Raw genomic sequence first — 21,177 nt, forward strand, 5'->3', positions numbered from 1 at the left:
ATCCATTTTTAATTGTCACAATCAAGTATTGCATATAATTGTATTACAATCATGATAATGATTTAGGATTGCTATATATCTGGAATCGCACTATCCACTAAAATTCCCGTCGCCTGCGGCACCACCATCCCCAGCAGGGTACCAATAATTCCCACCACCATAATGCTGGCGATGTCTTTTTCATACCCCTTGAAGCCAAACTGTAACAAGGGCAACACATTATTAATAACAATAGGTAACTGTCGGTAAAACTGGTAAGCTTCCGGTGCCAAAGTCGCCGCCACCGTCTCATTCACCCTCGTCCGAGTTTGAGTTACTCCATCGAACAAAACGTAACCGTTACCAACAACTAACAAAGCCACCGGATGCCCTGCAATGGTGTAAGCTAAAACAGGGCAGTATTCTCTTCGCCACCAGCCATCCTCCAACACCACGATCCGAATCCGAAATTGGGAGGAACGCGCTATAGCCTCCACCGAATCTTTTACAGATTTGAGTTCTTCCAACTGCGTCGGATGACTAATCGTTATTCCCATCGCTTTTCCCACTGCACGCGCCGCAATTAACAAAGGAATTCCTTGCTGGAAGGATACCGTTTCTTGCTGCGGTTTTACCACACCCGCTAACTTAGAAAGGGCAGAATTGACTCTCATTAGATTCAGTTCTTCTCTTTCTGGAATTTGGCGAAAAGCCACCTCTGTTTTCTGCAACTCCTGCCCGTTCAAATAATTGAATAAGTCGGTATGTAAATCGGCTAAAATGTTTGGCAGTGAAGCAGCACTCCCGGAATTTATGAAGGATAATTCCTGCGAAGCGATCGCCGCTGTGTATTCCTGGCTGAATGTCTTCTTTAAACGGTTTACCCAACCATTCACTAACCCAATTGCATTTTCTTCGCCAACTGTTACCTGCGCAACCAAATCTGCTGTGTTAATTTGGTATATTTCTGTGGGTTCGATCGCCACCGCCAACAGTCCCCATTCTTCTCCCAGCGCTGCACCAAATAAAGCTTCGCCCGCACCCACATCGAACAAATATTGGCGATCGCCACCAACCAAACTATCCTTGACTTTAGTGGCAAACAATGCTATACTACCAGTTTTGATAATCCAGATATTTTATAGATCGTCCAGCCACAGCGGTTCATTTCCTGTGAAGCAGTAAAGGATATCCATTCGAGAAAGATTTACATTTTTACATTCTATACCGATCGTAGTAGTATCAAAAAAGATAAGTCGGCAGTAATAGAGTTTCAAAAAATGCGTTGCATAATGGTGCTATGAATTGAGGTCAAACTTTCAAATTTTGGGATGTCCGCATTCCTCAATAATTCATAGCGCCATTGAGCAACGCCATATTTTCTTCATCTCTCACTGCCCACTCTCTCTCCCTCTCCCACTCGCCCACTTTTCCCATCTCCCCTCTGCCATAAAAGAAAATTATTATATGCGTAGCAGAGCTGCAGATCGCTAGTTTTAGGGCGTATAAATTATGTTGAAGTAAATTCCCTTATCTTGCAGATTGTCGCCCCGATCGCTAATCCTCACCAAAGGAAAAGCGTAATCTACGCGCAGGTTCACCCGCTCTATCGGTTCCCAGATTACCCCCAAACCCACACCTGCTAAAAATGTCTCATTGGTTAATTTATTAGGATTGTTCGCAACGTTCAATACCATACCCGCATCCAAAAAGGGAGCCAATTGAAGTTTGGGATTTCCCGAAGCATCGCGCTGCAAAGTAATCCGATCTTCGATCGAAACTCTGAAGCCGTTATCGCCAGAACGGACATTTTGGCGGTAGCCGCGCAAAGATTGCCCGCCGCCAATTACAAATTGCTGGGAAGGCAACAAACTATTAGCTGACAACTGCAAGTCTGCCTGCAAAATTAATAAATGTTTGTCATTCAATCGCTGTACTCGCTGCACTTGACCCAGCCAGCTAAAAAATTGTCCGTCGGGATCGGAACCTTCGTATTGAGTAGCATCAAACAAGCTAGTGCCGATCGTAAATTGCGATCGCACCGCCCAAGCACCCTGAGGGTCGCGCCGAATGTAGTCCTGTCCCAGCTTAATTGCGCTCGTAGTGGTGACACCCTTGGACTCCTCGCGGATGCCAAAAGAAACCGGTTCGCCTGCGAGAAAAGTTCTGCTTGTCTGATAAGTAAAACCGACAGATAAGGCAAATTCTTCGATCGGCGTTCTCCGCAGCGGCTGGCGGTAACTAACTTCAAATAAATGCGATTTTCCCGAAATGTCCAAACTGTTATAAGGTGCTTGTACGATACTGTTGCGGTTCGGCGCCGCCCTCAATTGCAAAGTGCCGTTCATCGCATTTAGCGGCACGCGATAGCTGAAATCAAACACGTCAGAATCGCCGAGCGATCGGTAATAAGCCCCTGCCAGTTCGTCGCCATTTCCCGTTATATTGCGGTGCCGCAAACTAACTCCCAATCTTTCGGAACCGACACTGGGAGGCGAGTAATTGTCAATGCTGAAAGTAGGCTGAAACGGATTAGCTTCCAAGACTCGGACGATCAGAATGCTCTCGCCTTCATTCTCCCCAGCCCGTAGACTGGCTTCTACATTGTCAAATAAAGGATCGACTCGCAGCAGCCGGAGTTGGTCTTCTAATGAAGCTGTGCTTAAAGGCATTCCCGCCCCGAGTCGAATCCGGCTGCGGATGTAACTTGGATGCAATCTTTTAGTTCCTTCTACCTCAATTCGGGCTAGCTTGCCTTCGATAACTTGAATTTGGACTACCCCTGCGGTGATAGTTTGGGGCGGCAAGACTGCTCTCGAAGTGATGTAGCCACGATTGAGGTAAATTTCGGTAATTTTGTCGGCGATTTGTTTGAGCTGTTCTAGGGTGGTAGAACGGCCTTCTAACGGGTTGACTAAGGCATTAATTTCGTCTTGGCTTAAAATTGTGCTGCCAACTACTTGAATTTTCTGCACCTCAATTGCTGTATTCGGCAGGGTTGGGGGTACTGGCGACGGGGGGCTAGGCGCTACTGTTGGCGGTACTTGGGGAGGTTCTGGCGAAGGCTGCGGGGCCGGTTGCAGAAAGCGATCGCGATTTGGATCTGGCTGAGTCGGCGGCGACGGTAATAGCGGATTGGGTTCTCGATCGCGGTTTAAGTCGGGCGGGAGGTTTCCCGGTGGCGTCTGCGGGTTCTGGGCTAAAACTGGATTGCAATCTAGCTGATTCTGACATTGGGGATCGCTGTCAACCAGATTTTTTGGTTCGGGCAAGATGCCCCCACCACAAGCAGTTTCATTAATTGTGGAACAGGCATCTTGGCTGTTCTCGGCGGGGTTCGATTGTGTTTCTGGTTCAGGATTGCTCTCGATCGAATCGGGAAGCTGATTTAAGTTTGTTGCTGTTTCATCCTGCTTGATTTCCAGTTTTTGCAGTGCTAATACTTGATTGCCCGTATCTGCTGAGTTGTCAGCGGCGACGGGCAACTGAGAAATATCCTTTGTTTGAGATATAGCTTTATTGGCATAAAAGCAAGCCATCGGGAGCGCAGTTAGAAGTGAAATTCCCAACCGAAATAGTGCAATATTTGCATTCGGGCGCATAATTAATAATTTCTCTAAAATAAGTTTGTCGGCTGCTTGACTATGCCAGTTTATCATTTAGTATTAGGCGAAATTTGACCATCAAAATCTCCACAGTCCGGCTTTCAAGATGCCAGAAGTCCGAACTGCCGATCGGTACAAAAATTTTAATTTATTTAGGACGATAGACCAAAAAACCCGGAACAGGCAAAAATCATCTGTGGCGCTGCCAAATACCGCGCTCGAAACCGAGTTTTTCGTACTTGCTGCACAAGTCATACTATTTTAGGTTTTAGATTTTAGATTTGGCAATGACTTATGGCAGCTATCACGGTTTGGGGCTTGCCTACCGTTGCATTTTTTTTGAAACAGGTATCGAATTATTGTCTTGTGATAGGTGTTAACTCACTTGCGACTAAGGGTTCTTGGGCGATTTTGCCGAGTTGGACAGAGTTCAACACTGCTGACCACTTGATCGCTAAACTGGCATCGCTGGGAAACGCGATGCGCAATTGAGCTAGAGTTGCCAGGTACTCGTACCAGAGACTTTGTTGGGCGAAGATGCTGAGCTTGGCGCGATCGAGCGATCGATCCAACTGTGTTTTCACGTTTGGGGCGAGTGCGGTGCGGTTGATCCACCCGGAAACGAGAACATCATCTGTTGTATTTTTTGGGTTGCATTTGATAGTAAAGTACCATTGATAGTTTTTGCCAACTTCCAGGGCTGGCGAGTTGTCGTCGGAGCCGAGGCTGACGCTAACGATACCTGCACGGCTAGTTACCATGCGAAAACTTTTTTTGTATAGTGTTTTGTCCCTTTCGTCTGCTAACTCAAACTCAACTGTTTTGTCTAGGGCTACGGGAAGGTAGTAGAAAAATGTTGGCTTTGCTGATATGGTTTGCCCCATAGTTGATTGGGGAATCAAGGCAGTTAAGGCTGCTGTGGCGGTCGGGCATTCTAAGCCGCGGGTTCCTCCCCCTTCCCGCCTTCCGGGTACTCCGCCCTCCGGCGGTTGAAAGCTATTCCACGCGGATCCCGTTGGCTGAATGTTCGGTCTGCTTCCCCTGGGTTCAGGGGGTTGAACTGTGTGCCAGTTGAGGGGTAGCTGCGGTTGTGAGTGGCGGTCCACGCTGTTTGCGGGGCTGTTGAGAGCCTCTGCTGGTATTAAAAAACTACCGGCGGCAACTGCCTCTAAAGACAGAATTAATGAAAAGGCACCGATATTTAGAGCAGACTTCCAAGCCATGACGAACCTGCCTTCTGATGAATCTAGGAACTTTATCGCACGGTTTTATTCTATCCAAGGTTTTGACGGATATAGTAATCTGTTGTACTTAATTTATATCTTCAGGCAGATACGATTATTTGGGTCGCTCCGATCAACATAGAATTCTGGGTCGCGTTTGTCAGTGGTAGCTTAGTAGTTATACTTACTTTTATTCACGGCAGCAGGTTGGGTTGAGCTTGTTCAACCCAACTTTGACAAAGACTAATATTCGGGCTCTTTTAACTCTGACAAGAGGCTACAACGCCTCTTTTCGTAAAAACACCCGGTTGATGCGTCAGTCCTGGATATCAGGAAACTCGGCAATTTTGCTGGTGAACCTCAAGCGCTCGGCTACAAGTTACAAATCAGGTTTTCTGTACAATACCGGCAAGAAATTTAGCATGAATCTCGATTCACCTGTTCTCTCGGACAAACAGCCTTCGGGGCTGCGGATGGTAAGACCCATAGGAGTGTTGGCACTGCACGGCATTGCTTTTTTAGGAAATAGGTTGTTCGCTATCGATCGCGCCGAAGGGCTGCTATTGGAGATCGATCGAGAAAGTGACAACACTACTGTTTTGAATCCTTGTCAAACGGCTAAATTTGCCGGCGCAACGGGGCTGGCTATTTCGGAAGATACTCTCTGGTTTGCGCGGGATGAGGATATTTGTTGCTGTCGGGGTGCAATTCGGGACGGGGCGATCGCTGAACTCAAACCAGAACATTTTGTGTCGCTTTCTTATCCTGCTGACGGGATTGCTGTTTGGAAATCTACGCTTTATGTTACGTGCCATAGATTGGGATATATTCTGGTTTTTGACCTGAAAAGCGGTAGGGAAATTACTCGGTTTTACGCTCCCGGTATTGGGGTAGAAAATATCACTGTCCGGGATGAGGAACTTTGGGTTTGCGACAAGACTGAGCAAACTGTTTACTGTTTGGAAAGGGGAACCGGGGAGATTAAATTTAGCGTTTTGACTCCTTTTGAGTCGCCTTCTGGTTTGGCTTTTTACAAGGATTCCGAAACCGGGGAGGAGGTTCTGTACGTGGCTTATGCCGGGGATGAACTTTACATCCGGGATGACCCGAATTCGGAAGATCCTTTTCAGTTGACGAAGCGCGATCGCACTTTTATTCACCCTTTGTATTTTCACTACAATGAAGCCGACCGCTACGCTCTGTCAAACGGTTTTTTGATGGAAATGTCTTATGTGGAGGAACTGTCTCCTCTCGATGAGGTAGAAATCGAAAATTTGGAGTGGCGGATTGCTTTGCCTTCGGAAACTCACCGGCAAAAGGTCAGGAAAATTACGCCGATTGGAATGCCTTTTACTGAGGAAATTCAGGAAGGGGAACGGGTGGCGGTGTTTAAGTTCGATCGGCTGCACCCTGGGGAACGCCGAATTTTTGGGTGGAAGGCTTTGTTAGAAGTTCGATCGATTAAGTATCAGTTGTCGCCTCGGGATGTCGAAAAGATTCCGAAGCTGTCGCCGGAGTTTGCAGCTAAGTATTTGGTGGACAATGACAATTTGGCGATGGATACGGAGATTGTGCGATCGGCTGCTGTGGCTGCCATTGGCTCAGAAACTAATATTTTGAGGCAGTTACTGAGCATCCGCAATTTTGTTTACGACCAACTTTCTTACGGGATTAGGCCTCACATTGACACTCCCGATCTTGTACTGCGCCGCGGCATCGGTTCTTGCGGCGAGTACGTGGGGGTATTGTTGGCTTTGGCAAGGTTGAACCGGATTGCTTGTCGCACCATAGGCCGCTACAAGTGCCCGGCTTTTGCTGACAGAAAAGGGGTGTCGCTGGAGCCGGATTTCAATCACGTTTGGCTGGAGTTTTACATTCCGGGTTTTGGCTGGGTGCCGATGGAATCTAATCCTGATGACATTCAAGACAGAGGCCCTTATCCTTTGCGATTTTTTATGGGTTTGGCTTGGTATCACGTAGAGATTGGCAAGGGAATTCGGTTTCAAAGTCTCACGAGCGGCGGTCTTCCTTTAAACAAGGAGGATGTTTCCGTGGGGAGTTTGGCAATTAATCATGTGAGGTTTACAATTTTGGAAGAGTTGCCAGCAGTTTAAATGGAGTGTTAACAGTTAACAGTTAGCCCTCAACATTCAACTGTTCATTGTTAACATTTTTCATCTAAAATCGAAAGTAGAAAATGTAAAATCAGAGGAAGAGGGGTTGTGGAATTTTCGATTGCTAATATTCTCGTTTTAGTAGCCTTTGTACTGCTGCTGACGGTGACTGGCGGGGTCGCTTATTTGACCGCGGCTGAGTGGCGCGATCGCAGGCGGTTAGATAAGGCTAAACGGAAAAAAGAGTAGCTCTTTGCTGTTGACAAAGTGCATATTTTATGATAAAAAACAAGGCGACATGGTTGGTCGCCTTGTTTTTTGATTAGATGTATTTTCACGGCAGATGATATCAAGTTTGGTAACACAACCATTATAGGTTTGTAGTGAGGACTTGAGTCATAATACAAAACTGTGATTCACGGGCTTTCAGCCCGCGCCACAATCAACACACTACAATAAATACAAATGAAAAAGGTAATTTGGGAGTCGATCTATTAAGTCCACTGTCGGAAAAAGGTATTTTCTTGCCAAGTGGCGGCGGTGCGCTTTTCAAGTGCTGCCATTTCTGTTTTGTTCAGGGGTTTGAATGCTTGGGCGACTTTGAAGTTTTCTTCTAATTGCTTTACTGAGTCGGCAGCGATGATGCAGCAGTGCACGCCGGGAAGTGAAAGCGTGTAGCCCATTGCTTGGTGCATTCCATCTAAAACACCGTTCTGAAATAATTTGCCGTAAGCTGGTATTTTCATGGCTATGACACCGATGTTTTTGGCTTTGGCGACTGGTAAAGCGCTGGTAACAAAGGAGCGCGGGTGATGTTTTTCGGCGGCGTTGAGGGAGATTAATGTTGTGTCAAAAGGATAGCGCTGCAAGCCTGCAGCAATGATGGCTGGTTCGTGGTGTCCGGTGATGCCAGAAAAACGAATTATTTTTTGCTGTTTGGCTTCTTCGATCGCCTTTATTGCTCCTTTTGCACTGAAAATTTGGTCTAATTCTGTTTGGAATGAGACGTGGTGGAGTTGCCACAAGTCTAGCCGATCGGTTTTCAATCTTTTGAGCGATCGCTCTAAGTCTCTCCACGCGCCGTCTCTGTCTCTGGCGGAAGTTTTTGTGGCGAGGAATAGGCGCGATCGATATGGTGGCAAAACTTTGCCTAAGTTTTCTTCGCTGGGCCCGTACTCGGCCGCCGTGTCAAAATAGCGAATGCCTAGTTCGATCGCGCGTTCAATTTGCGCCACCGCTTCTGCTTCTCTTCCCGGCTGCGACAGCGGTGTTTGTCCGGCCCCCCCCAAACCGAAAATCGGCACTTTCACGCCGGTGTTGCCTAACAGTCGTTCTGGCATTTTTACTGTGGCGGCCCCCTGGTTATTGGGTGCGGCTGCGATTTCCCGATCCTGCTGTTCGATCGCCTGAGCGCCTGCAATGCCGCTGGCAACAGCTATACTGCTCAATATAAAATTGCGGCGAGTCTTTTTGCGGGTCATGGTTTCGGTCTCCTCAGAATATGTGAGTAGAAATTAACCGCGTTTGTGAGAACACAATACATAGATTTTTACCGCAAATTGGATATTTTTCCCCCTATCCGACGGAGGAGATAGCTGGGGGAAAATTATTTATGTGCCGATCGATTATTCGTCAATTATCCATCTCCGAATCAGTTCGTTGATCTGTTCTGGTACTTCGTCGTGGGGACAGTGACCGGCTTTGATAAAGTGTTCTGTCAACTGCGGATAGTGGTTGCGAAATTTGGCGCTTCTTTCTGTAGAATTCATCCACGGATCGCCTTCTCCCCACAGCATTAGCAACCGGCAGTTTAATTGACTCAGCAATACGTCAATTTTTTCGCCTTGGGGTGTTCGGAATACGGAAGCGAATACTTTGGGGGCACCGGGATCGCAGGAGGGAAGGTAAATTTCTTCTACTAATTGGTCTGTGACGGCGCTTTGGTCGAGATAAACTTTTTCTAGAGTTTTCCGAATTGTCGATCGCTGGCGCACGTACTGGAACAGCAGAAAACTTGCCCAATCTTGCTGAAATAAAGTTTTAGCTACCGTAGATATCGCTTTTTGTAAGGGCGGGGCTTCGGGTGCCGGCTGCGGTTCGCTGAAAGGGCCGGCGCTGTTGATTAATATGAGTCCGGCGGCTGATTCGGGGCGCTGGGCGGCTACACACAAGGCGGCGTAGCCTCCGAGGGAGTTGCCGGCTAGTACGGCGGGCCGGCCGATGATGTTGGTGATAAAGTCGTGGAGTTGGTCGCGCCAGAGGTCGCCGCTGTACTGCAATTCGGGTTTTGCCGATCGCCCGAATCCCAAAAGGTCGATCGCCCACACTTCAAATTCTTTGCTCAGGCCGCTGATATTTTTGCGCCAGTGGTCTGTGGAGGCTCCAAAACCGTGAATTAACAGCAGGGGAGGGCGTTCTGGATGCCGATCGCTGGATCGAACGTAGTACACTGAATGCCCGCGCCACTGCCAGTAAGTGCCGGCTATGGGGGCGGAATTCATGGCTGGGGTTGCTTTCATAATGTAAAGAAATAATTATTTACTTTAAATATTGTATCGCGACCCTCAGATTTATAAAGTTTTCCAAACGCGCCTGGCTTATGCCAGCAGAGAATTATTCAATTTGGGCGATTTGGGATATCGCGATCGCCCGCTCTCAGAATGAATAAGTTTTGTAACGAATATTGATTTTGTGAGGGTCGCAACAATGGGAGATATTTTGCCCGATCGCCTTTGGGAAATATATCCGGTTCGGGCTGCAACACACCTAGGTATGATGATTTTGCTGTGTGGTAGCCTAGCAAGTTGTTGGCGATCGGCCCTTGCCCAGCGGCTGCGAGGGTCGAGCCCGATTCGCGATGGTGAAGGGATCGACTTTTTTATAGTTATTTCCGAGCTTTTCAAGGTGGGGATCGTTTGGTATGAGCTGTTGACGGCTTGGGGGATGCAGCGAGCCTAAGCGTTGCTAGGTGGCAAAAGCCGAGATCGAGAATCTGGCTGCTGGGAGAAGTTATAAGTAAAATTACTGATGGTTCTCTGCAGAAGTTTCTCAGAATCGGTGAATATTTTGTGACGTTGGTTGCTGTTCTTAACTGCTTGGATACTCTAAGATAGAAGTAGAGCTGCGGCGCTCAATTAATTAGCATTTTGAATACTAGGGAGCCAACTATGCAGGGTGTGAACTTTATCCACCTGAAAGTTAGGGAGTTTTCTGAGTGATTGCTATTTCACCCCGTCCGGTCGGACGCAATTGGATTACGATTAGCTTCGCTTCTACTCTATACCTTTGTCCTATTTTGGATCTGCTCCTAGCAGAGGTGCCAGATTACTGGCAAGCGGAATTGCGGTTGGGGCTTCAAGAAGCTTTGGTAAATGCTGCTAAGCATGGAAACAAGTTAGACCCCGGTAAAACTGTTGGAGTCCGTTTTTCGGTCGTCCAAAACCAATATTGGTGGGTAATATCGGATGAAGGTTCTGGCTTTAAAGCTCCTTGCAGTTGCAACCTTTATACCGATGATTGCGAGAGTCTCCTAGCACAGGATGTTGTAGATGAATCTGCACTGCCCCATGTGGAACAGGAATGTGGTAGGGGGTTGTTTATTCTTTACCAAATATTCGATCGCGTAGAGTGGAATTCTCAAGGTACAGAGTTACGGCTGTGCAAAGGACTTACGGGTGGCTACAGTCTGCCGGGCTGGCGCTAGCACCCCTATTTTGCAGAAGTTTTCACCTCAGCTAGACCTGGAAATTTATTCGTTCCCGGGCTTAACCTTGGAATGAAAATTAGGAGAATCTGGGTATAGATAGCTGATTTTAATGCAAAATGTGAGTTTTGAGTTAAAAAAGTATAAATCTTTTGAACTCACAATCGCGCTGCTCGATCGAGCGGCGCGATTGTCTAAATTTTGAGCTACTAATCAAGTCCAAATTCAAGACTCAAAATTATTTGCCGTGGGTGGGACAGGGAGGAGCAGATATCGATCGATCCAGCCATCCTGCTGCTTGGTTTAAGCGCGGGAGAGCTTCTTCTGGCTGTTTTTTGAGCAAAAAGACCAGAGCGGCCGCGGCTTGCTCGCAGGCTCGCGCGGAACGGTTGGCTTTGAGGCGGTGCCAATCTTTTTCGTGGATGGCGAGGCGCGCGGCTAGAGCCTGGGCTAGTTCTACCGTGCTAAGCTCGTTGAGGTTGACAGTTTGGGTTGTTTGTGCAGTTTCAAGCATAGGTGGCAATTATAGCGATTTGGCTGCCGTTTCTAAATTTAACAAATAATATACTGGACATAATAACAACTAAAGAGCGAATTGGTTTTTTTAAATTATTGTCAGGTTTGCAGATCAAAATGCCTCAACAGCCGTCAGATTTAAATCGAGAGACACCGGGAGATGATGAAAGTGAGTTTGTTCAAGCGATCGCAGCAGTGGAGCGATCGCTCGCGGCAGTCAAAGAACGGTACACTCAAATTCAGGTCGATCGACAGCGCCAAGTCGAACTCGGCCATCGGCGCGAAGAAATCCGCCAGTCTAGACGCCAAAATCCATTGCCGCAACTCAAAAAAGAATTGCGGGAAATTGAGCAAGAATTGGAAACTATCGAGTTGAATTTAGAAAGCAGCCTGTTTTCTTGGGGAAGCATAAAACAACCTTTTTGGCAAGCAGTTCGCTTTGGGGGACTCGGCATTTTGCTCGGTTGGATTTTGAAATCCTACGCAGGTTGAACTATGTTGAGATTTATGATTTTTTTAATGAACCGCAGAAATTCACAGGCGGGACGCCTGTTCCACAGAGGACGCTGAGGAAGAGAAAAGAGAGAAATATGGTGCAAAATATTAAATAAACAGGAGTGGATATTATGACAAATCAACGAATTGCAGCAATTTTGCGCGCAGGTGAACCCGACGAAACTGTAACTGTTCAAGGCTGGGTTCGCACTAAGCGCGAATTGAAAGAATTTGCCTTTGTCGAAGTCAACGACGGTTCGGCGATGGCTAACTTGCAAGTAGTCATAAATTCCGATTTGCCAGACTTTGAAAACGTACTCAAACAACTGAATACAGGTGCATCTCTAGAAGTTTCGGGAGTGCTGGTAGCGTCTCCCGCAAAAGGACAGCGAATTGAGTTGAAAGCCTCACAAGTACAAGTTTACGGGGATGCAGACCCGCACACTTATCCGCTGCAAAAAAAGCGGCATTCCTTTGAATTTTTGCGGACAATCGCCCATTTGCGGCCGCGCACAAACACCCACGGTGCTGTCTTTCGAGTCCGAAATGCTTGTTCGGCGGCGGTACACCAATTTTTTCAAGAACGCGGTTTTTTGTGGGTTCACACTCCGATTATTGCGGCTAGCGACTGCGAAGGTGCGGGGGAAATGTTCGGCGTTACCAACTTTGATTTAAAGAACGTGCCGCGCACTGATTCGCAAGAAGTTGATTATGCTAAAGACTTTTTTGGAAAGCGTGCCTATTTAACAGTTAGCGGTCAGTTGGAAGCGGAAGTTATGGCGATGGCTTTCGGCAATGTTTACACTTTTGGGCCGACTTTTAGAGCGGAAAATTCTAATACTTCGCGCCATTTGGCGGAGTTTTGGATGATTGAACCAGAGATGGCTTTCTGCGATTTGCAGGGAGATATGGATTTGGCTGAGGCGTTTTTAAAGTACATTTTTAAATACGTTTTGGAGCATTGCCCGGAAGATATGGAGTTTTTTAACGAGCGCATTGACAAAACGGTTTTGGCTACTGCTGAAAACATCATTAACAATCAGTTCGAGCGGATTACTTACACGGAGGCGATCGCACTTTTGGAAAAAGCCGACAAAAAGTTTGATTTCCCGGTAAGTTGGGGCTTGGATTTGCAGTCGGAACACGAGCGTTATTTGGCTGAGGACTTGTTTAAAAAGCCGACAATTGTCAGCGATTATCCCGTCGGCATTAAAGCATTTTATATGCGTTTAAATGAGGACGAGAAAACGGTGCGAGCAATGGATGTTTTGGCTCCTAATATTGGGGAAATAATCGGCGGTTCGCAGCGGGAAGAAAGGCTGGATGTGCTGGAGAGGCGCATGGAAGCGCAGGGTATGAATAAGGAGGAATTGTGGTGGTATTTGGATTTGCGCCGCTACGGTACTGTGCCTCACGCTGGGTTTGGTTTGGGATTTGAACGGCTGGTGCAATTTATGACGGGAATGGGGAATATTCGCGATGTGATTCCATTTCCGAGAGCGCCTTTAAGTATTGATTTTTAGTTGAGGATTGTGCGGGAAAACGTAGGGACACGGCAATGCCGTGTCCTTACCCGGATCGGCGATTCACAATCACAAATAAATTAAGTCGCCGAGGGAATTGTGATATCAACAGATTGCACTTTGACCGAAGTTCCCAAACTCGATAACGGCGGTTGAATTGCCGCAGTATTTCCTACTACTAATGTTACCAGATTCTCCGGTTTCAAGTAAGTCTTGGCTACGCGCTGCACGTCGGCAATGGTTGCTGCTTCGATGCTGCGGCGGTAGCGAAAAATGAAATCTTCGGGATAACCGTAGTATTCGTAGCGAATTAATCGCGACAAAGTTTGACTGGGATTTTCAAATTTGAAGATGAAAGAATTCAGGGTGGAATCTTTAGCAAAAGCTAATTCTGCCGGGGTAATTGGTTCGGTGCGGATACGATCGATCTCTGCCCGAATTGCCTGGATAAACGGTACTGTTGCGTCCGATCGCGTTTGGCCTCCAGCGACAAACACCCCCGGATAGTCATATCTCGGACTCCAAGCTGCGTATACTGAATAAGCTAAACCTTGGCGCGATCGCACATTATTAAACAAACGGCCGCCGAAACCGTTGAGAACCCCATTCATTACGTCCAAAGCACCGTAATCTGGACTGCTGAGCATTCCGCCCAAATGTCCCATTTGCACGTAACTTTGACTTAATTGCGGCTGATTTACAAAAAATACGCCACCGCCTTTTGCTGGCGATACGGTTGGTAGCGCAGGCACTTCTGCACTTGGATTCGGTTGCCAGTTGCCAAATTTTTGCTCGACGAGCGATCGCATTTTAGCAGTATCAAAATCGCCAGAAATACCCAAAATCATGTTTTTGGGGTGGAAATATTTCTGGTAGAAACTTACCACATCGTCGCGGGAAATATTGGCGATGGTTTTGTATTCTACCGTGCGCGCGTAAGGACTGCGATCGCCGTAAATTAACTTTTCAAACTCGCGGCCGGTAATATCGTTAGGATCGTCATTGCGGCGGGCGATCGAACCTTGAGTTTGATTCTTGGCTAAATCCAACTTTTCCTTAGCAAAGATTGGCTCCCGAATCACTTCCGCAAATAAGTCAAACACGGGTTCGACATCTTCAGCTAAAGCACTAAAGTTAGCAGTGCCAGAAGTAACATCAATCCCCGTTTCTACCGAAGCTGCTCGCTGTTCTAGCAACTGATTTAGTTCATCAGCCGTATGCCTGCTCGTGCCGCCAGTTCGCATCACTTCTCCCGTCAAACCTCCCAATCCAATTTTCTCGGCAGGTTCAAAACGCTCGCCCGTGCGAAATAGCGCCGTTCCCCCAATTAGCGGGAGTTCCCGGTCTTCCATCAGATACACCCGGATGCCATTTGTCAGCTCGAAGCGAGTATATTTAGGCAGTTTAATTTCGGGCACCGCCGGGAATGTTAATTCGTCGTAGTGTTTCGGTGCAGCCGCTAACGAAGGTAACAAATTAAACGTGCCCAGTGAAACAGTAAAAATGCAAAGCGATAGCAGAAATAACTTTACGTTTTTCAGTCTCAATTTAGTCCTTTTCATTCTTTCTCCTAAGTTTCCTATTCTGACATAGCGTCGGGATCGTGCCCCGCGCCCGCCCTAGATGCAAGACTATCTCTTAGTCTGCGAAGGCAGACTTTGTTTGTGTAGGATCGGTTTCAACCGCCGATTCTAAATCGAGGCTGAGCCTCTGGATCTGCGTTCCCAGGCAGAGCCTGAGAACGAGTCTTTCTTCCTTCTTCCTTCTTCCTTCTTCCTTCTTCCTTCTTCCTTCTTCCTTCTTCCCTCTTCCTTCTTCCTTATTACAGCGGCAAAAGCTTGCCAATCGTGCGATTTTCCGCTCGGAAAGTTGCCTGAGCTACACGCTGAATGTCAGCCGGAGTAACAGCCGCGATCGCATCCAATTCCTTGAACAAATTTCGCCACGAACCGGTGTTGACTTGATAGTCCAGCAGCGAAAATGCCATGCCCATATTAGAATTTAGCGATCGCAACAAATCGGCTCTCGCCTGAGTTTTCACTCGATCCAATTCCAAATCAGAAACCGGCTCAGTTTTCAGGCGATCGATTTCCTTGCTCAAAGCTGCGGCTACTTCATCAACCGTGCGGCCCGGAGCAGTTTGAGCGTAAAACAACATCAAATTCGGATACTTTTCCCCCGGATAACCGCTGAAACCTTGAGCCGCCAGCGCCAATTGCTGTTGTTCTACCAAAGATTTGTAAAGCCGAGAAGTGCGGCCATCGCTGAGCAAAGAACCAATCATTTCATAAATCGCATTGTCGGGATGGTTCATCGCCGGTCTGTGGTATCCTTCCAAATACCAAGGTTGAGTTTTTAATTTCAGCGTGACTTCCTGAGTTTGGGTTTGGGGAGGCTCCACAATTTGCAATTCAGAAGGCGCAGGTTTCGCCTTGTAGCGGCCGAAATAAATTTGAGCGAGTCGTTTCACTTCCGCAGCTTTAACGTCTCCTACCACCGCCACAGTCAGCTTGCTGGGGACGTAGTGAGTCTCGAAAAACTTCTGCACGTCGCTGCGGCTGAGGTTTTTAATGTCTTCAGTGTAGCCAATTACGGGGCGGCGGTAGGGATGAACAGAGAAAGCTTTGTTGGCAAAAACTTCAACCATTTGTCCGATCGGAGAATTCTCGGTTCGCAGCCTGCGCTCTTCTAAAATTACTTGTTTTTCTTTGTAAAATTCCCGAAATACCGGTTCTAAAAATCGCTCGGATTCCAGCGACATCCACAGTTCTAACTTGTTAGCTGGGAGGCTGTAAAAATACATTGTGGCGTCGGTGGAAGTAGCAGCATTTAGTCCGACTCCGCCTGCTTGTTCGACTATTTTGCCTAGTTCGTTGCGCTTGACAAATTGCGAAGCTTCGGCTTCAACTTTGTCAAATTCTGCTTGGAATTTGGCGACTTCTTCAGTTTTGCCGCTGGCTTTTGCTGCTTGCATTTGCTCGAAGAGTTCGTCTTGTTTTTCTAGCAGCGGCTTTTCGGCTTTGTAATCGGTAGTGCCGATTTTTGGCGTGCCTTTGAAGGCTAAATGTTCGAGATAGTGCGCGACTCCGGTTTGGCCGTCGGGTTCGTTTGCGCCTCCTACGTCAGCGTGAATTAGAAACGATGCTACGGGCGATCTGGGCCTTTCGAGCACGATGAATGTCATGCCGTTGTCGAGCTTAAATTCGGTGACTTGCTTGATTACTCGATCGAGCGACGGTTGAACAGAGACTGCTTGGGAGCCGCTAGCGGGGTTGGGGCGGGCGAGGGCGATTTCGGGAGAAATTCCCCACCACAGCAGTACAGCGGCCAGCAGGGAGGCGATGAATCGAGTTTGGCGATCGGGCGATTCCCTACGGGATAGCTTCGCTTCACGGGGTTTTTGGAACTGCGGGGTCATTCGATTTTAGATTTTAGATTTTGGATTTTGGATTGTCAAACAAAAAATGTTTGTGCTCGGCGGCCAGAGATTCTTTTTTAAGGATAAAGATTTTTGGAGGCATAAGCGATCTGTTGCGCCCCAGATGTTAGGCTGATACAGCAAATCTCACAAAGGGTCATGGGATTTTAGATTTTAGATTTTAGATTTTGGATTGTCAAACGGCAAGAAGTTTATGCCGAATAACAAGAGATGCTTTTTAAGCATGAAGATTTTTGGGGGCATAAGCGGTCTGTTGCGTCACTTCCAGTTTAAGATTAAAATCACGCACAACTTAAAACTTAACATAATTTAGTTTTTCAGTCCTGAACCTGCTGTTCCAAGTCGCCAATTACCGATTGCAAAGCCATGCGAATTTTTAATCAGTCTCCTCCTTCTGAAACAGAAACCAAAAAGCGGATTTTACAAGCCGCTCAGCGGTTGTTTGCCCGCAGCGGATACGACGGCACTACAACTCGCGATTTAGCAGCGGCGGCGGGGGTGGCGGAGGGTACGCTATTTAGGCATTTTGATAATAAAAAAGCGATTTTGATTGAGGTGGCGACGGAAGGATGGGTGGAGTTGCTGACGGATTTGCTGACTGAATTAAGCGAGATGGGCAGTTACAAAGCAGTGGCTCAGGTGATGCGGCGGCGGATGCTGAATATCCGCGAGAATAGCGACATGATGCGGGTGTGTTTTTTGGAGGCGCAATTTCACCCGGATTTGCGCGATCGAATTCAGTTGGAAGTCATCGGAAAAATGAGCGATGTGGCTGAGGCTTTTTTTGAAACGGCGATGGAAAAAGGAGTTTATCGAAAGATGAATCCGAAGATTGTCGCTCAGGTATTTTTGGGTATGTTTGCAGTCGCGGGTTTCAGTCAAAATACGATTATGGAACCCAATGCTTCTCCGCTGCAAATGCAGGAAATGGCGGAAGGATTAGCCGATATTTTTCTGAATGGGGTTTTAATTAAAGATGAATAATTAGGGCAGCAGGGAAAAGTTGTTATGGGCAAAGTTTGGGACTATTCTATTCGGCCGCTAACCCAGGAAGACGAGCCTTTTCTGTGGCAAATGCTATATGAAGCGGCGCACATGGCAGAAGAAGGCGAATCAACTGTGCAAGCGGTTGTCAATCATCCTTTAATTGCGAAATATGTCAAGAATTGGGGACGTGCAAGCGATTTGGGCTTCGCAGCAATCGAATTGAACGGCAGCCAGCCAGTAGGAGCCGCCTGGCTGCGTTTGTTTGCAGAGGATGACAAGGGGTTTGGCTGGGTTGACGATACTACCCCGGAATTGGCGATCGCCGTGCTTCCAGAATATACAAGTCAGGGTGTAGGAACGCAGTTGCTGGCTCGTTTGCTGTCAGCAGCAAAAGTCTCTTATCGATCGGTATCCCTGAGTGTCAGAAGCTCGAATCGAGCCCTGAGTTTGTACGAGCGATCTGGATTTAAAGTTATTGAGGGAAGCGAGACAATCAACCGCACAGGAGGGACATCATTCACGATGAAAGTTGATTTGGATTAAGTGAATGATTACTCTATAAATTCGTACATCTCCTGTACCCAATTCTCACGATTTTCCTGCCATTCATCCGTCACGACTTCCCAAGTTGTATTGCTTTCAAGTTCCAGCAATAGACTTGATACTTCTTCAAGGGTCGATGCTGTATGACATTCTTGTACCCAACTTTCCCTGAGTATTTTCCAGAGACTTTGTACCGCTTCCCGCTGAAAATTAGATTCTAATTCAACTAGCAATTTGGCTAGGTGTTTTTCGTCAATTGCTGCTGACACCTCGCTCATCCAACAGTTGCGACGTTCATTCCATTCTTCCGTCACTGCGTCCCCGTTTAGGTGGGCTTGAAACTCTAACAGTAATTGGTTTAGCTCTACCATATGAAATTTGGTATTGTTGGGAGTTTGTGCTAAAATTATACAATTTTTATTGATTTAGACTGTTGGTTTTTTATAATGAGCGATGTGGCTGAGGCTTTTTTGGAAACGGCGATGGAAAAACAAGTTTATCCAAAGATGAATCCGAAGATTGTCGTTCAGGTATTTTTGGTAATGTTTGCAGTCGCGCCCTTCAGTCAAAATACGATTGTGGAGCCGAATGCTTCTCGGCAGCAAATGCAGGAAATGGCTGAAGGACTCGCTGATATTTTTCGGAATTGGGTTTTGCAGGAAGATGAATAATTAGTCATTAGTCATTAGGGAATTTTAGAGCCTGGGAACGCATATCTACAGGCTCTGACTCGTCGAAACTACTCCTTAAACTTGTGCATTTGCTGTACCCAAGTCTCGCGATTCTGCTGCCATTCATCGGTCACAGCTTCCGAATTTATATTGGTTTCTAGTTCCAGCAATAAACTTGATACTTCTTGAACAATCGATGCTCCCAAACATTTTGCTACCCAACTGTCCCGGCGCTCTTGCCACTTAACATCAACCGATTTTCCCTGCAAGTTAGATTCCAATTCAACTAGCAATTTTGCTAGATATGTCAGGTTAACTGATGCGGCCACATCGCTAACCCAACTGTCCCGGCGCTGTTTCCATTCTTTTTTCACTCCTTCCGATTTGAGGTTGCTTTCAAGCTCTAACAGTAACTGATTTAGTTCTACCATCTTAAATGTTTGACTTGTTGTAGTTTGTGCTACAATTATACCATAAGTTTCAATAAGCAGAGTGTTAATTTTTTGACAGATGGCGGTCGCAGTGAAACTACAGAATAGATAACTTAATGATGAGCGATGAATTTACTTTAGATATGCTAGACATTCCCAGCAGTTGGAGGCGGGGCGAAGGGGACTGGACTGGGGTAGCGGCGGCTCTTGCTAGAGGGGAAACTGTCGAAGTAATTCAAGAAGTTGGTTCTACTTTGTGGCAAAACAGTCTGCCAGAAAAACATTCTTTGTATTGGGAGGGGGAAAATCTATCCACTATCAAAGCCCGAATTTGGATTAGTTTCACCCAGAGAAGATTTTCGCCGGACTCTGCTTTTCCCAAAGTTCAGTGGCATCCGAGAGTGTTGTGGCTAGGGATAGGTTGCGAACGCTACACAGGGCGAGAATTAATCGAAACTGCGATCCAAAATGTATGTCGCGGTTATCATTTAGCGGAAAGTGCGATCGCAGGTATTGCGACAATAGACACTAAAGCAGGTGAAGTCGGCTTGCTGGAACTTTGTCAAGCGCGAAACTGGCCGTTAAAAACCTTTGCTGCTGACATTTTAAGTTCCGTAGAAGTCCCCAATCCTTCAAATATTGCAGCAAAACAAGTCGGGACGCCCAGCGTAGCAGAAGCTGCGGCACTTTGTGCGATCGAACTGATATCTTGTACCATTCTCAAGAACAGGCAAGATGGCTGTGAAGCGAAGAGTGAATCTGCTGGTGGGGTGGGCATCCTGCCCGCCCGTGAAAGACTTTTAGTCCCTAAAAAAATATTTCGCTCGGGCAAAAAAACAGGATCTGTAACAGTAGCAGTTGCAGTTTGCCCGATCGAGTATCTGGGGTAATGTATTACTGAGACAAAGTATTGGCATTCACAAATCGACCAATCAACCCAGAAACGAATGACAACACAATTGAACCCAACAAAGCCGGCCAAAAACCGTTAACCGCAAAGCCGATATTGAACGCACCCGCCAACCATGAAGCCAGGGAAAGCGAAATTGCATTCACAACGAATAAAAACAAACCTAAAGTAATAATAGTCAAAGGCAGCGTCAGCAAAGTAATAATCGGTCTGACAACCGCGTTGACCAATCCGATAACAACAGCAGCCAGCATCGCCGCCGGAAAGCTCACCACCGCAATACCTGGTACAATGTTAGCGGTAATGACCAGCGAAACCGCTGCGACTATCCAAGTCAAGAAAAAACTTAGCATATGTTTTTTTTCATCTCCATCACTATTAATTAAGATTGTACCTGTTTAGTCGATCGACAAAAGTTCGGGATACACTACGAAATACCCACCTTGCGAGAATATCAGACTTATGAAACTCCGGCAACTAGCAGCCTTCCTCTTAGCCCTAACTATCTTCATCCTGCCGCGGTCAGCCCAGGCTCAATCTAAATATTACCCTCCTCCGCTGTCCTTTAGCAACGCCGAACTGACAAGACGCGATTTTTCGGGTCAAATGCTGCGGACTGCTGAATTTTCTAACGCTAATATGGACTTGACTAATTTTTCTAATGCCGATTTGCGGGGAGCAATTATGAGCGCTTCGGTGATGACTGAGGCGAATTTGCACGGAGCAAATTTAACTAATGCAATGATAGATCAAGTTAAATTTACTAAGGCAGATTTAAGCGATGCAATTTTAGTAGAAACAATTTTGCTGCGTTCTACTTTTGAGGAAGCTGATATCACTGGGGCTGACTTTACCGACGCAATTATGGATGGCGCACAAGTTAAAGAATTGTGCATAAAGGCAAGCGGTATTAATTCCCAAACTGGGATTTCTACTCGCGAGTCTTTGGGATGCCGCTGATTTATTTTATAATCCCATAATTTCAATTTATGGAATATTGGTATGGGCGGCGCCGAAGCCCACTCCTAAATCAATAAA

23 protein-coding genes and 1 pseudogene are annotated in these 21,177 nt (G+C 46.8%); 11 read left to right on the forward strand and 13 right to left on the reverse strand.

Annotation, left to right across the window (positions count from 1 at the left end; translation table 11 throughout):
- Positions 1–71 precede the first annotated feature (71 nt).
- From QUA13_RS24915 to QUA13_RS24930, 4 genes are all read right to left on the reverse strand, one after another.
- Positions 72–1,085 (reverse strand): hypothetical protein, encoded by a 1,014-nt coding sequence (locus tag QUA13_RS24915; protein ID WP_333202896.1) that lies wholly within the window; start codon positions 1,083–1,085, stop codon positions 72–74.
- Between the two features lie 390 nt (positions 1,086–1,475).
- Positions 1,476–3,638 (reverse strand): ShlB/FhaC/HecB family hemolysin secretion/activation protein, encoded by a 2,163-nt coding sequence (locus tag QUA13_RS24920; protein ID WP_333202898.1) that lies wholly within the window; start codon positions 3,636–3,638, stop codon positions 1,476–1,478.
- Between the two features lie 24 nt (positions 3,639–3,662).
- The gene (locus QUA13_RS24925; protein WP_216670518.1) at positions 3,663–3,839 is read right to left on the reverse strand and encodes a hypothetical protein; all 177 of its coding nucleotides are present in this window, start codon (positions 3,837–3,839) and stop codon (positions 3,663–3,665) included.
- Between the two features lie 101 nt (positions 3,840–3,940).
- Complete coding sequence (locus tag QUA13_RS24930) at positions 3,941–4,807, reverse strand: DUF928 domain-containing protein (protein ID WP_333202900.1); 867 nt, start codon at positions 4,805–4,807, stop codon at positions 3,941–3,943.
- Between the two features lie 422 nt (positions 4,808–5,229).
- On the opposite strand from QUA13_RS24930, the gene QUA13_RS24935 reads away from it, so the two are divergent.
- Together QUA13_RS24935 and QUA13_RS24940 are read left to right on the forward strand one after the other, a co-directional pair.
- Positions 5,230–6,921 (forward strand): transglutaminase family protein, encoded by a 1,692-nt coding sequence (locus tag QUA13_RS24935; RefSeq protein ID WP_333202927.1) that lies wholly within the window; start codon positions 5,230–5,232, stop codon positions 6,919–6,921.
- A gap of 108 nt (positions 6,922–7,029) precedes the next feature.
- Complete coding sequence (locus tag QUA13_RS24940) at positions 7,030–7,170, forward strand: hypothetical protein (RefSeq protein ID WP_172189208.1); 141 nt, start codon at positions 7,030–7,032, stop codon at positions 7,168–7,170.
- A gap of 245 nt (positions 7,171–7,415) precedes the next feature.
- Here QUA13_RS24940 and QUA13_RS24945 read toward each other — a convergent pair whose 3' ends face one another.
- Both QUA13_RS24945 and QUA13_RS24950 read right to left on the reverse strand, forming a co-directional pair.
- The gene (locus tag QUA13_RS24945) at positions 7,416–8,402 is read right to left on the reverse strand and encodes an aldo/keto reductase (protein WP_333202902.1); all 987 of its coding nucleotides are present in this window, start codon (positions 8,400–8,402) and stop codon (positions 7,416–7,418) included.
- 144 nt (positions 8,403–8,546) lie between these two features.
- Positions 8,547–9,440 (reverse strand): alpha/beta fold hydrolase, encoded by an 894-nt coding sequence (locus QUA13_RS24950; protein ID WP_333202904.1) that lies wholly within the window; start codon positions 9,438–9,440, stop codon positions 8,547–8,549.
- A gap of 187 nt (positions 9,441–9,627) precedes the next feature.
- On the opposite strand from QUA13_RS24950, the gene QUA13_RS24955 reads away from it, so the two are divergent.
- Together QUA13_RS24955 and QUA13_RS24960 are read left to right on the forward strand one after the other, a co-directional pair.
- Positions 9,628–9,879 carry a hypothetical protein gene (locus QUA13_RS24955; RefSeq protein ID WP_333202905.1) on the forward strand — a complete coding sequence of 84 codons (252 nt, stop codon included), beginning with the start codon at positions 9,628–9,630 and terminating at the stop codon, positions 9,877–9,879.
- A 256-nt stretch (positions 9,880–10,135) separates the two neighbouring features.
- Entirely contained in the window at positions 10,136–10,624 is a 489-nt protein-coding gene (locus QUA13_RS24960) for an anti-sigma regulatory factor (protein ID WP_333190180.1), read from the forward strand.
- A gap of 238 nt (positions 10,625–10,862) precedes the next feature.
- Here QUA13_RS24960 and QUA13_RS24965 read toward each other — a convergent pair whose 3' ends face one another.
- A complete protein-coding gene (locus tag QUA13_RS24965; protein ID WP_172189200.1) occupies positions 10,863–11,138 on the reverse strand; it encodes a DUF6439 family protein in 276 nt (91 codons plus the stop codon).
- A gap of 119 nt (positions 11,139–11,257) precedes the next feature.
- Here QUA13_RS24965 and QUA13_RS24970 point away from each other — a divergent pair, with 119 nt between their 5' ends.
- Entirely contained in the window at positions 11,258–11,632 is a 375-nt protein-coding gene (locus QUA13_RS24970; RefSeq protein ID WP_172189197.1) for a DUF2203 domain-containing protein, read from the forward strand.
- Positions 11,633–11,766: 134 nt separating this feature from the next.
- Positions 11,767–13,158 carry an asparagine--tRNA ligase gene (asnS, locus tag QUA13_RS24975; RefSeq protein WP_333190182.1) on the forward strand — a complete coding sequence of 464 codons (1,392 nt, stop codon included), beginning with the start codon at positions 11,767–11,769 and terminating at the stop codon, positions 13,156–13,158.
- An 80-nt stretch (positions 13,159–13,238) separates the two neighbouring features.
- Here asnS and QUA13_RS24980 read toward each other — a convergent pair whose 3' ends face one another.
- From QUA13_RS24980 to QUA13_RS24990, 3 genes are all read right to left on the reverse strand, one after another.
- The gene (locus QUA13_RS24980; protein ID WP_333202907.1) at positions 13,239–14,720 is read right to left on the reverse strand and encodes a pitrilysin family protein; all 1,482 of its coding nucleotides are present in this window, start codon (positions 14,718–14,720) and stop codon (positions 13,239–13,241) included.
- 76 nt (positions 14,721–14,796) lie between these two features.
- Positions 14,797–15,003 (reverse strand): hypothetical protein, encoded by a 207-nt coding sequence (locus QUA13_RS24985; protein ID WP_333202909.1) that lies wholly within the window; start codon positions 15,001–15,003, stop codon positions 14,797–14,799.
- Positions 14,981–16,576 (reverse strand): pitrilysin family protein, encoded by a 1,596-nt coding sequence (locus tag QUA13_RS24990; RefSeq protein WP_333202911.1) that lies wholly within the window; start codon positions 16,574–16,576, stop codon positions 14,981–14,983. The genes QUA13_RS24985 and QUA13_RS24990 overlap by 23 nt, the downstream gene beginning before the upstream one ends.
- Positions 16,577–16,963: 387 nt before the next feature.
- Between QUA13_RS24990 and QUA13_RS24995 the strand changes: the two genes are divergently transcribed.
- Together QUA13_RS24995 and QUA13_RS25000 are read left to right on the forward strand one after the other, a co-directional pair.
- On the forward strand, positions 16,964–17,581 hold the full coding sequence (locus QUA13_RS24995) for a helix-turn-helix domain-containing protein (protein WP_333190190.1): 618 nt from the start codon (positions 16,964–16,966) through the stop codon (positions 17,579–17,581).
- 24 nt (positions 17,582–17,605) lie between these two features.
- On the forward strand, positions 17,606–18,127 hold the full coding sequence (locus tag QUA13_RS25000) for a GNAT family N-acetyltransferase (RefSeq protein ID WP_333202913.1): 522 nt from the start codon (positions 17,606–17,608) through the stop codon (positions 18,125–18,127).
- Between the two features lie 8 nt (positions 18,128–18,135).
- On the opposite strand, the gene QUA13_RS25005 is transcribed toward QUA13_RS25000, so the two are convergent.
- Complete coding sequence (locus QUA13_RS25005; protein WP_333190193.1) at positions 18,136–18,498, reverse strand: hypothetical protein; 363 nt, start codon at positions 18,496–18,498, stop codon at positions 18,136–18,138.
- Between the two features lie 75 nt (positions 18,499–18,573).
- Between QUA13_RS25005 and QUA13_RS25010 the strand changes: the two are divergent.
- Positions 18,574–18,798, forward strand: a pseudogene (locus tag QUA13_RS25010) (TetR/AcrR family transcriptional regulator); the annotation flags it as partial.
- Positions 18,799–18,866: 68 nt separating this feature from the next.
- On the opposite strand, the gene QUA13_RS25015 reads toward QUA13_RS25010, so the two are convergent.
- Positions 18,867–19,229: a hypothetical protein gene (locus QUA13_RS25015; RefSeq protein WP_333202915.1), complete on the reverse strand. Its 363-nt coding sequence runs from the start codon at positions 19,227–19,229 to the stop codon at positions 18,867–18,869.
- Positions 19,230–19,345: 116 nt separating this feature from the next.
- Here QUA13_RS25015 and QUA13_RS25020 point away from each other — a divergent pair, with 116 nt between their 5' ends.
- Positions 19,346–20,119 (forward strand): cobalamin biosynthesis protein, encoded by a 774-nt coding sequence (locus QUA13_RS25020; RefSeq protein WP_333202917.1) that lies wholly within the window; start codon positions 19,346–19,348, stop codon positions 20,117–20,119.
- A gap of 4 nt (positions 20,120–20,123) precedes the next feature.
- On the opposite strand, the gene QUA13_RS25025 is transcribed toward QUA13_RS25020, so the two are convergent.
- Positions 20,124–20,492: a phage holin family protein gene (locus QUA13_RS25025; protein ID WP_172189181.1), complete on the reverse strand. Its 369-nt coding sequence runs from the start codon at positions 20,490–20,492 to the stop codon at positions 20,124–20,126.
- Between the two features lie 109 nt (positions 20,493–20,601).
- Between QUA13_RS25025 and QUA13_RS25030 the strand changes: the two genes are divergently transcribed.
- Positions 20,602–21,099 carry a pentapeptide repeat-containing protein gene (locus tag QUA13_RS25030; protein WP_333202919.1) on the forward strand — a complete coding sequence of 166 codons (498 nt, stop codon included), beginning with the start codon at positions 20,602–20,604 and terminating at the stop codon, positions 21,097–21,099.
- The last annotated feature ends 78 nt before the right edge of the window (positions 21,100–21,177 follow it).

Origin of the sequence: Microcoleus sp. S28C3, from assembly GCF_036700785.1 — a bacterium.
Lineage (GTDB): Bacteria > Cyanobacteriota > Cyanobacteriia > Cyanobacteriales > Microcoleaceae > Microcoleus > Microcoleus asticus.

Excerpts from the sequence above, each read along its gene's own strand:
- QUA13_RS24920 (WP_333202898.1), bottom strand. The coding sequence starts at position 3,638 with ATGATAAACTGGCATAGTCAAGCAGCCGACAAACTTATTTTAGAGAAA.
- QUA13_RS24925 (WP_216670518.1), bottom strand. The coding sequence starts at position 3,839 with ATGACTTGTGCAGCAAGTACGAAAAACTCGGTTTCGAGCGCGGTATTT.
- QUA13_RS24930 (WP_333202900.1), bottom strand. The coding sequence starts at position 4,807 with ATGGCTTGGAAGTCTGCTCTAAATATCGGTGCCTTTTCATTAATTCTG.
- QUA13_RS24935 (WP_333202927.1), top strand. The coding sequence starts at position 5,230 with ATGAATCTCGATTCACCTGTTCTCTCGGACAAACAGCCTTCGGGGCTG.
- QUA13_RS24945 (WP_333202902.1), bottom strand. The coding sequence starts at position 8,402 with ATGACCCGCAAAAAGACTCGCCGCAATTTTATATTGAGCAGTATAGCT.
- QUA13_RS24950 (WP_333202904.1), bottom strand. The coding sequence starts at position 9,440 with ATGAAAGCAACCCCAGCCATGAATTCCGCCCCCATAGCCGGCACTTAC.
- QUA13_RS24955 (WP_333202905.1), top strand. The coding sequence starts at position 9,628 with ATGGGAGATATTTTGCCCGATCGCCTTTGGGAAATATATCCGGTTCGG.
- QUA13_RS24965 (WP_172189200.1), bottom strand. The coding sequence starts at position 11,138 with ATGCTTGAAACTGCACAAACAACCCAAACTGTCAACCTCAACGAGCTT.
- QUA13_RS24970 (WP_172189197.1), top strand. The coding sequence starts at position 11,258 with ATGCCTCAACAGCCGTCAGATTTAAATCGAGAGACACCGGGAGATGAT.
- asnS (WP_333190182.1), top strand. The coding sequence starts at position 11,767 with ATGACAAATCAACGAATTGCAGCAATTTTGCGCGCAGGTGAACCCGAC.
- QUA13_RS24980 (WP_333202907.1), bottom strand. The coding sequence starts at position 14,720 with ATGAAAAGGACTAAATTGAGACTGAAAAACGTAAAGTTATTTCTGCTA.
- QUA13_RS24990 (WP_333202911.1), bottom strand. The coding sequence starts at position 16,576 with ATGACCCCGCAGTTCCAAAAACCCCGTGAAGCGAAGCTATCCCGTAGG.
- QUA13_RS24995 (WP_333190190.1), top strand. The coding sequence starts at position 16,964 with ATGCGAATTTTTAATCAGTCTCCTCCTTCTGAAACAGAAACCAAAAAG.
- QUA13_RS25000 (WP_333202913.1), top strand. The coding sequence starts at position 17,606 with ATGGGCAAAGTTTGGGACTATTCTATTCGGCCGCTAACCCAGGAAGAC.
- QUA13_RS25005 (WP_333190193.1), bottom strand. The coding sequence starts at position 18,498 with ATGGTAGAGCTAAACCAATTACTGTTAGAGTTTCAAGCCCACCTAAAC.
- QUA13_RS25015 (WP_333202915.1), bottom strand. The coding sequence starts at position 19,229 with ATGGTAGAACTAAATCAGTTACTGTTAGAGCTTGAAAGCAACCTCAAA.
- QUA13_RS25020 (WP_333202917.1), top strand. The coding sequence starts at position 19,346 with ATGATGAGCGATGAATTTACTTTAGATATGCTAGACATTCCCAGCAGT.
- QUA13_RS25025 (WP_172189181.1), bottom strand. The coding sequence starts at position 20,492 with ATGCTAAGTTTTTTCTTGACTTGGATAGTCGCAGCGGTTTCGCTGGTC.
- QUA13_RS25030 (WP_333202919.1), top strand. The coding sequence starts at position 20,602 with ATGAAACTCCGGCAACTAGCAGCCTTCCTCTTAGCCCTAACTATCTTC.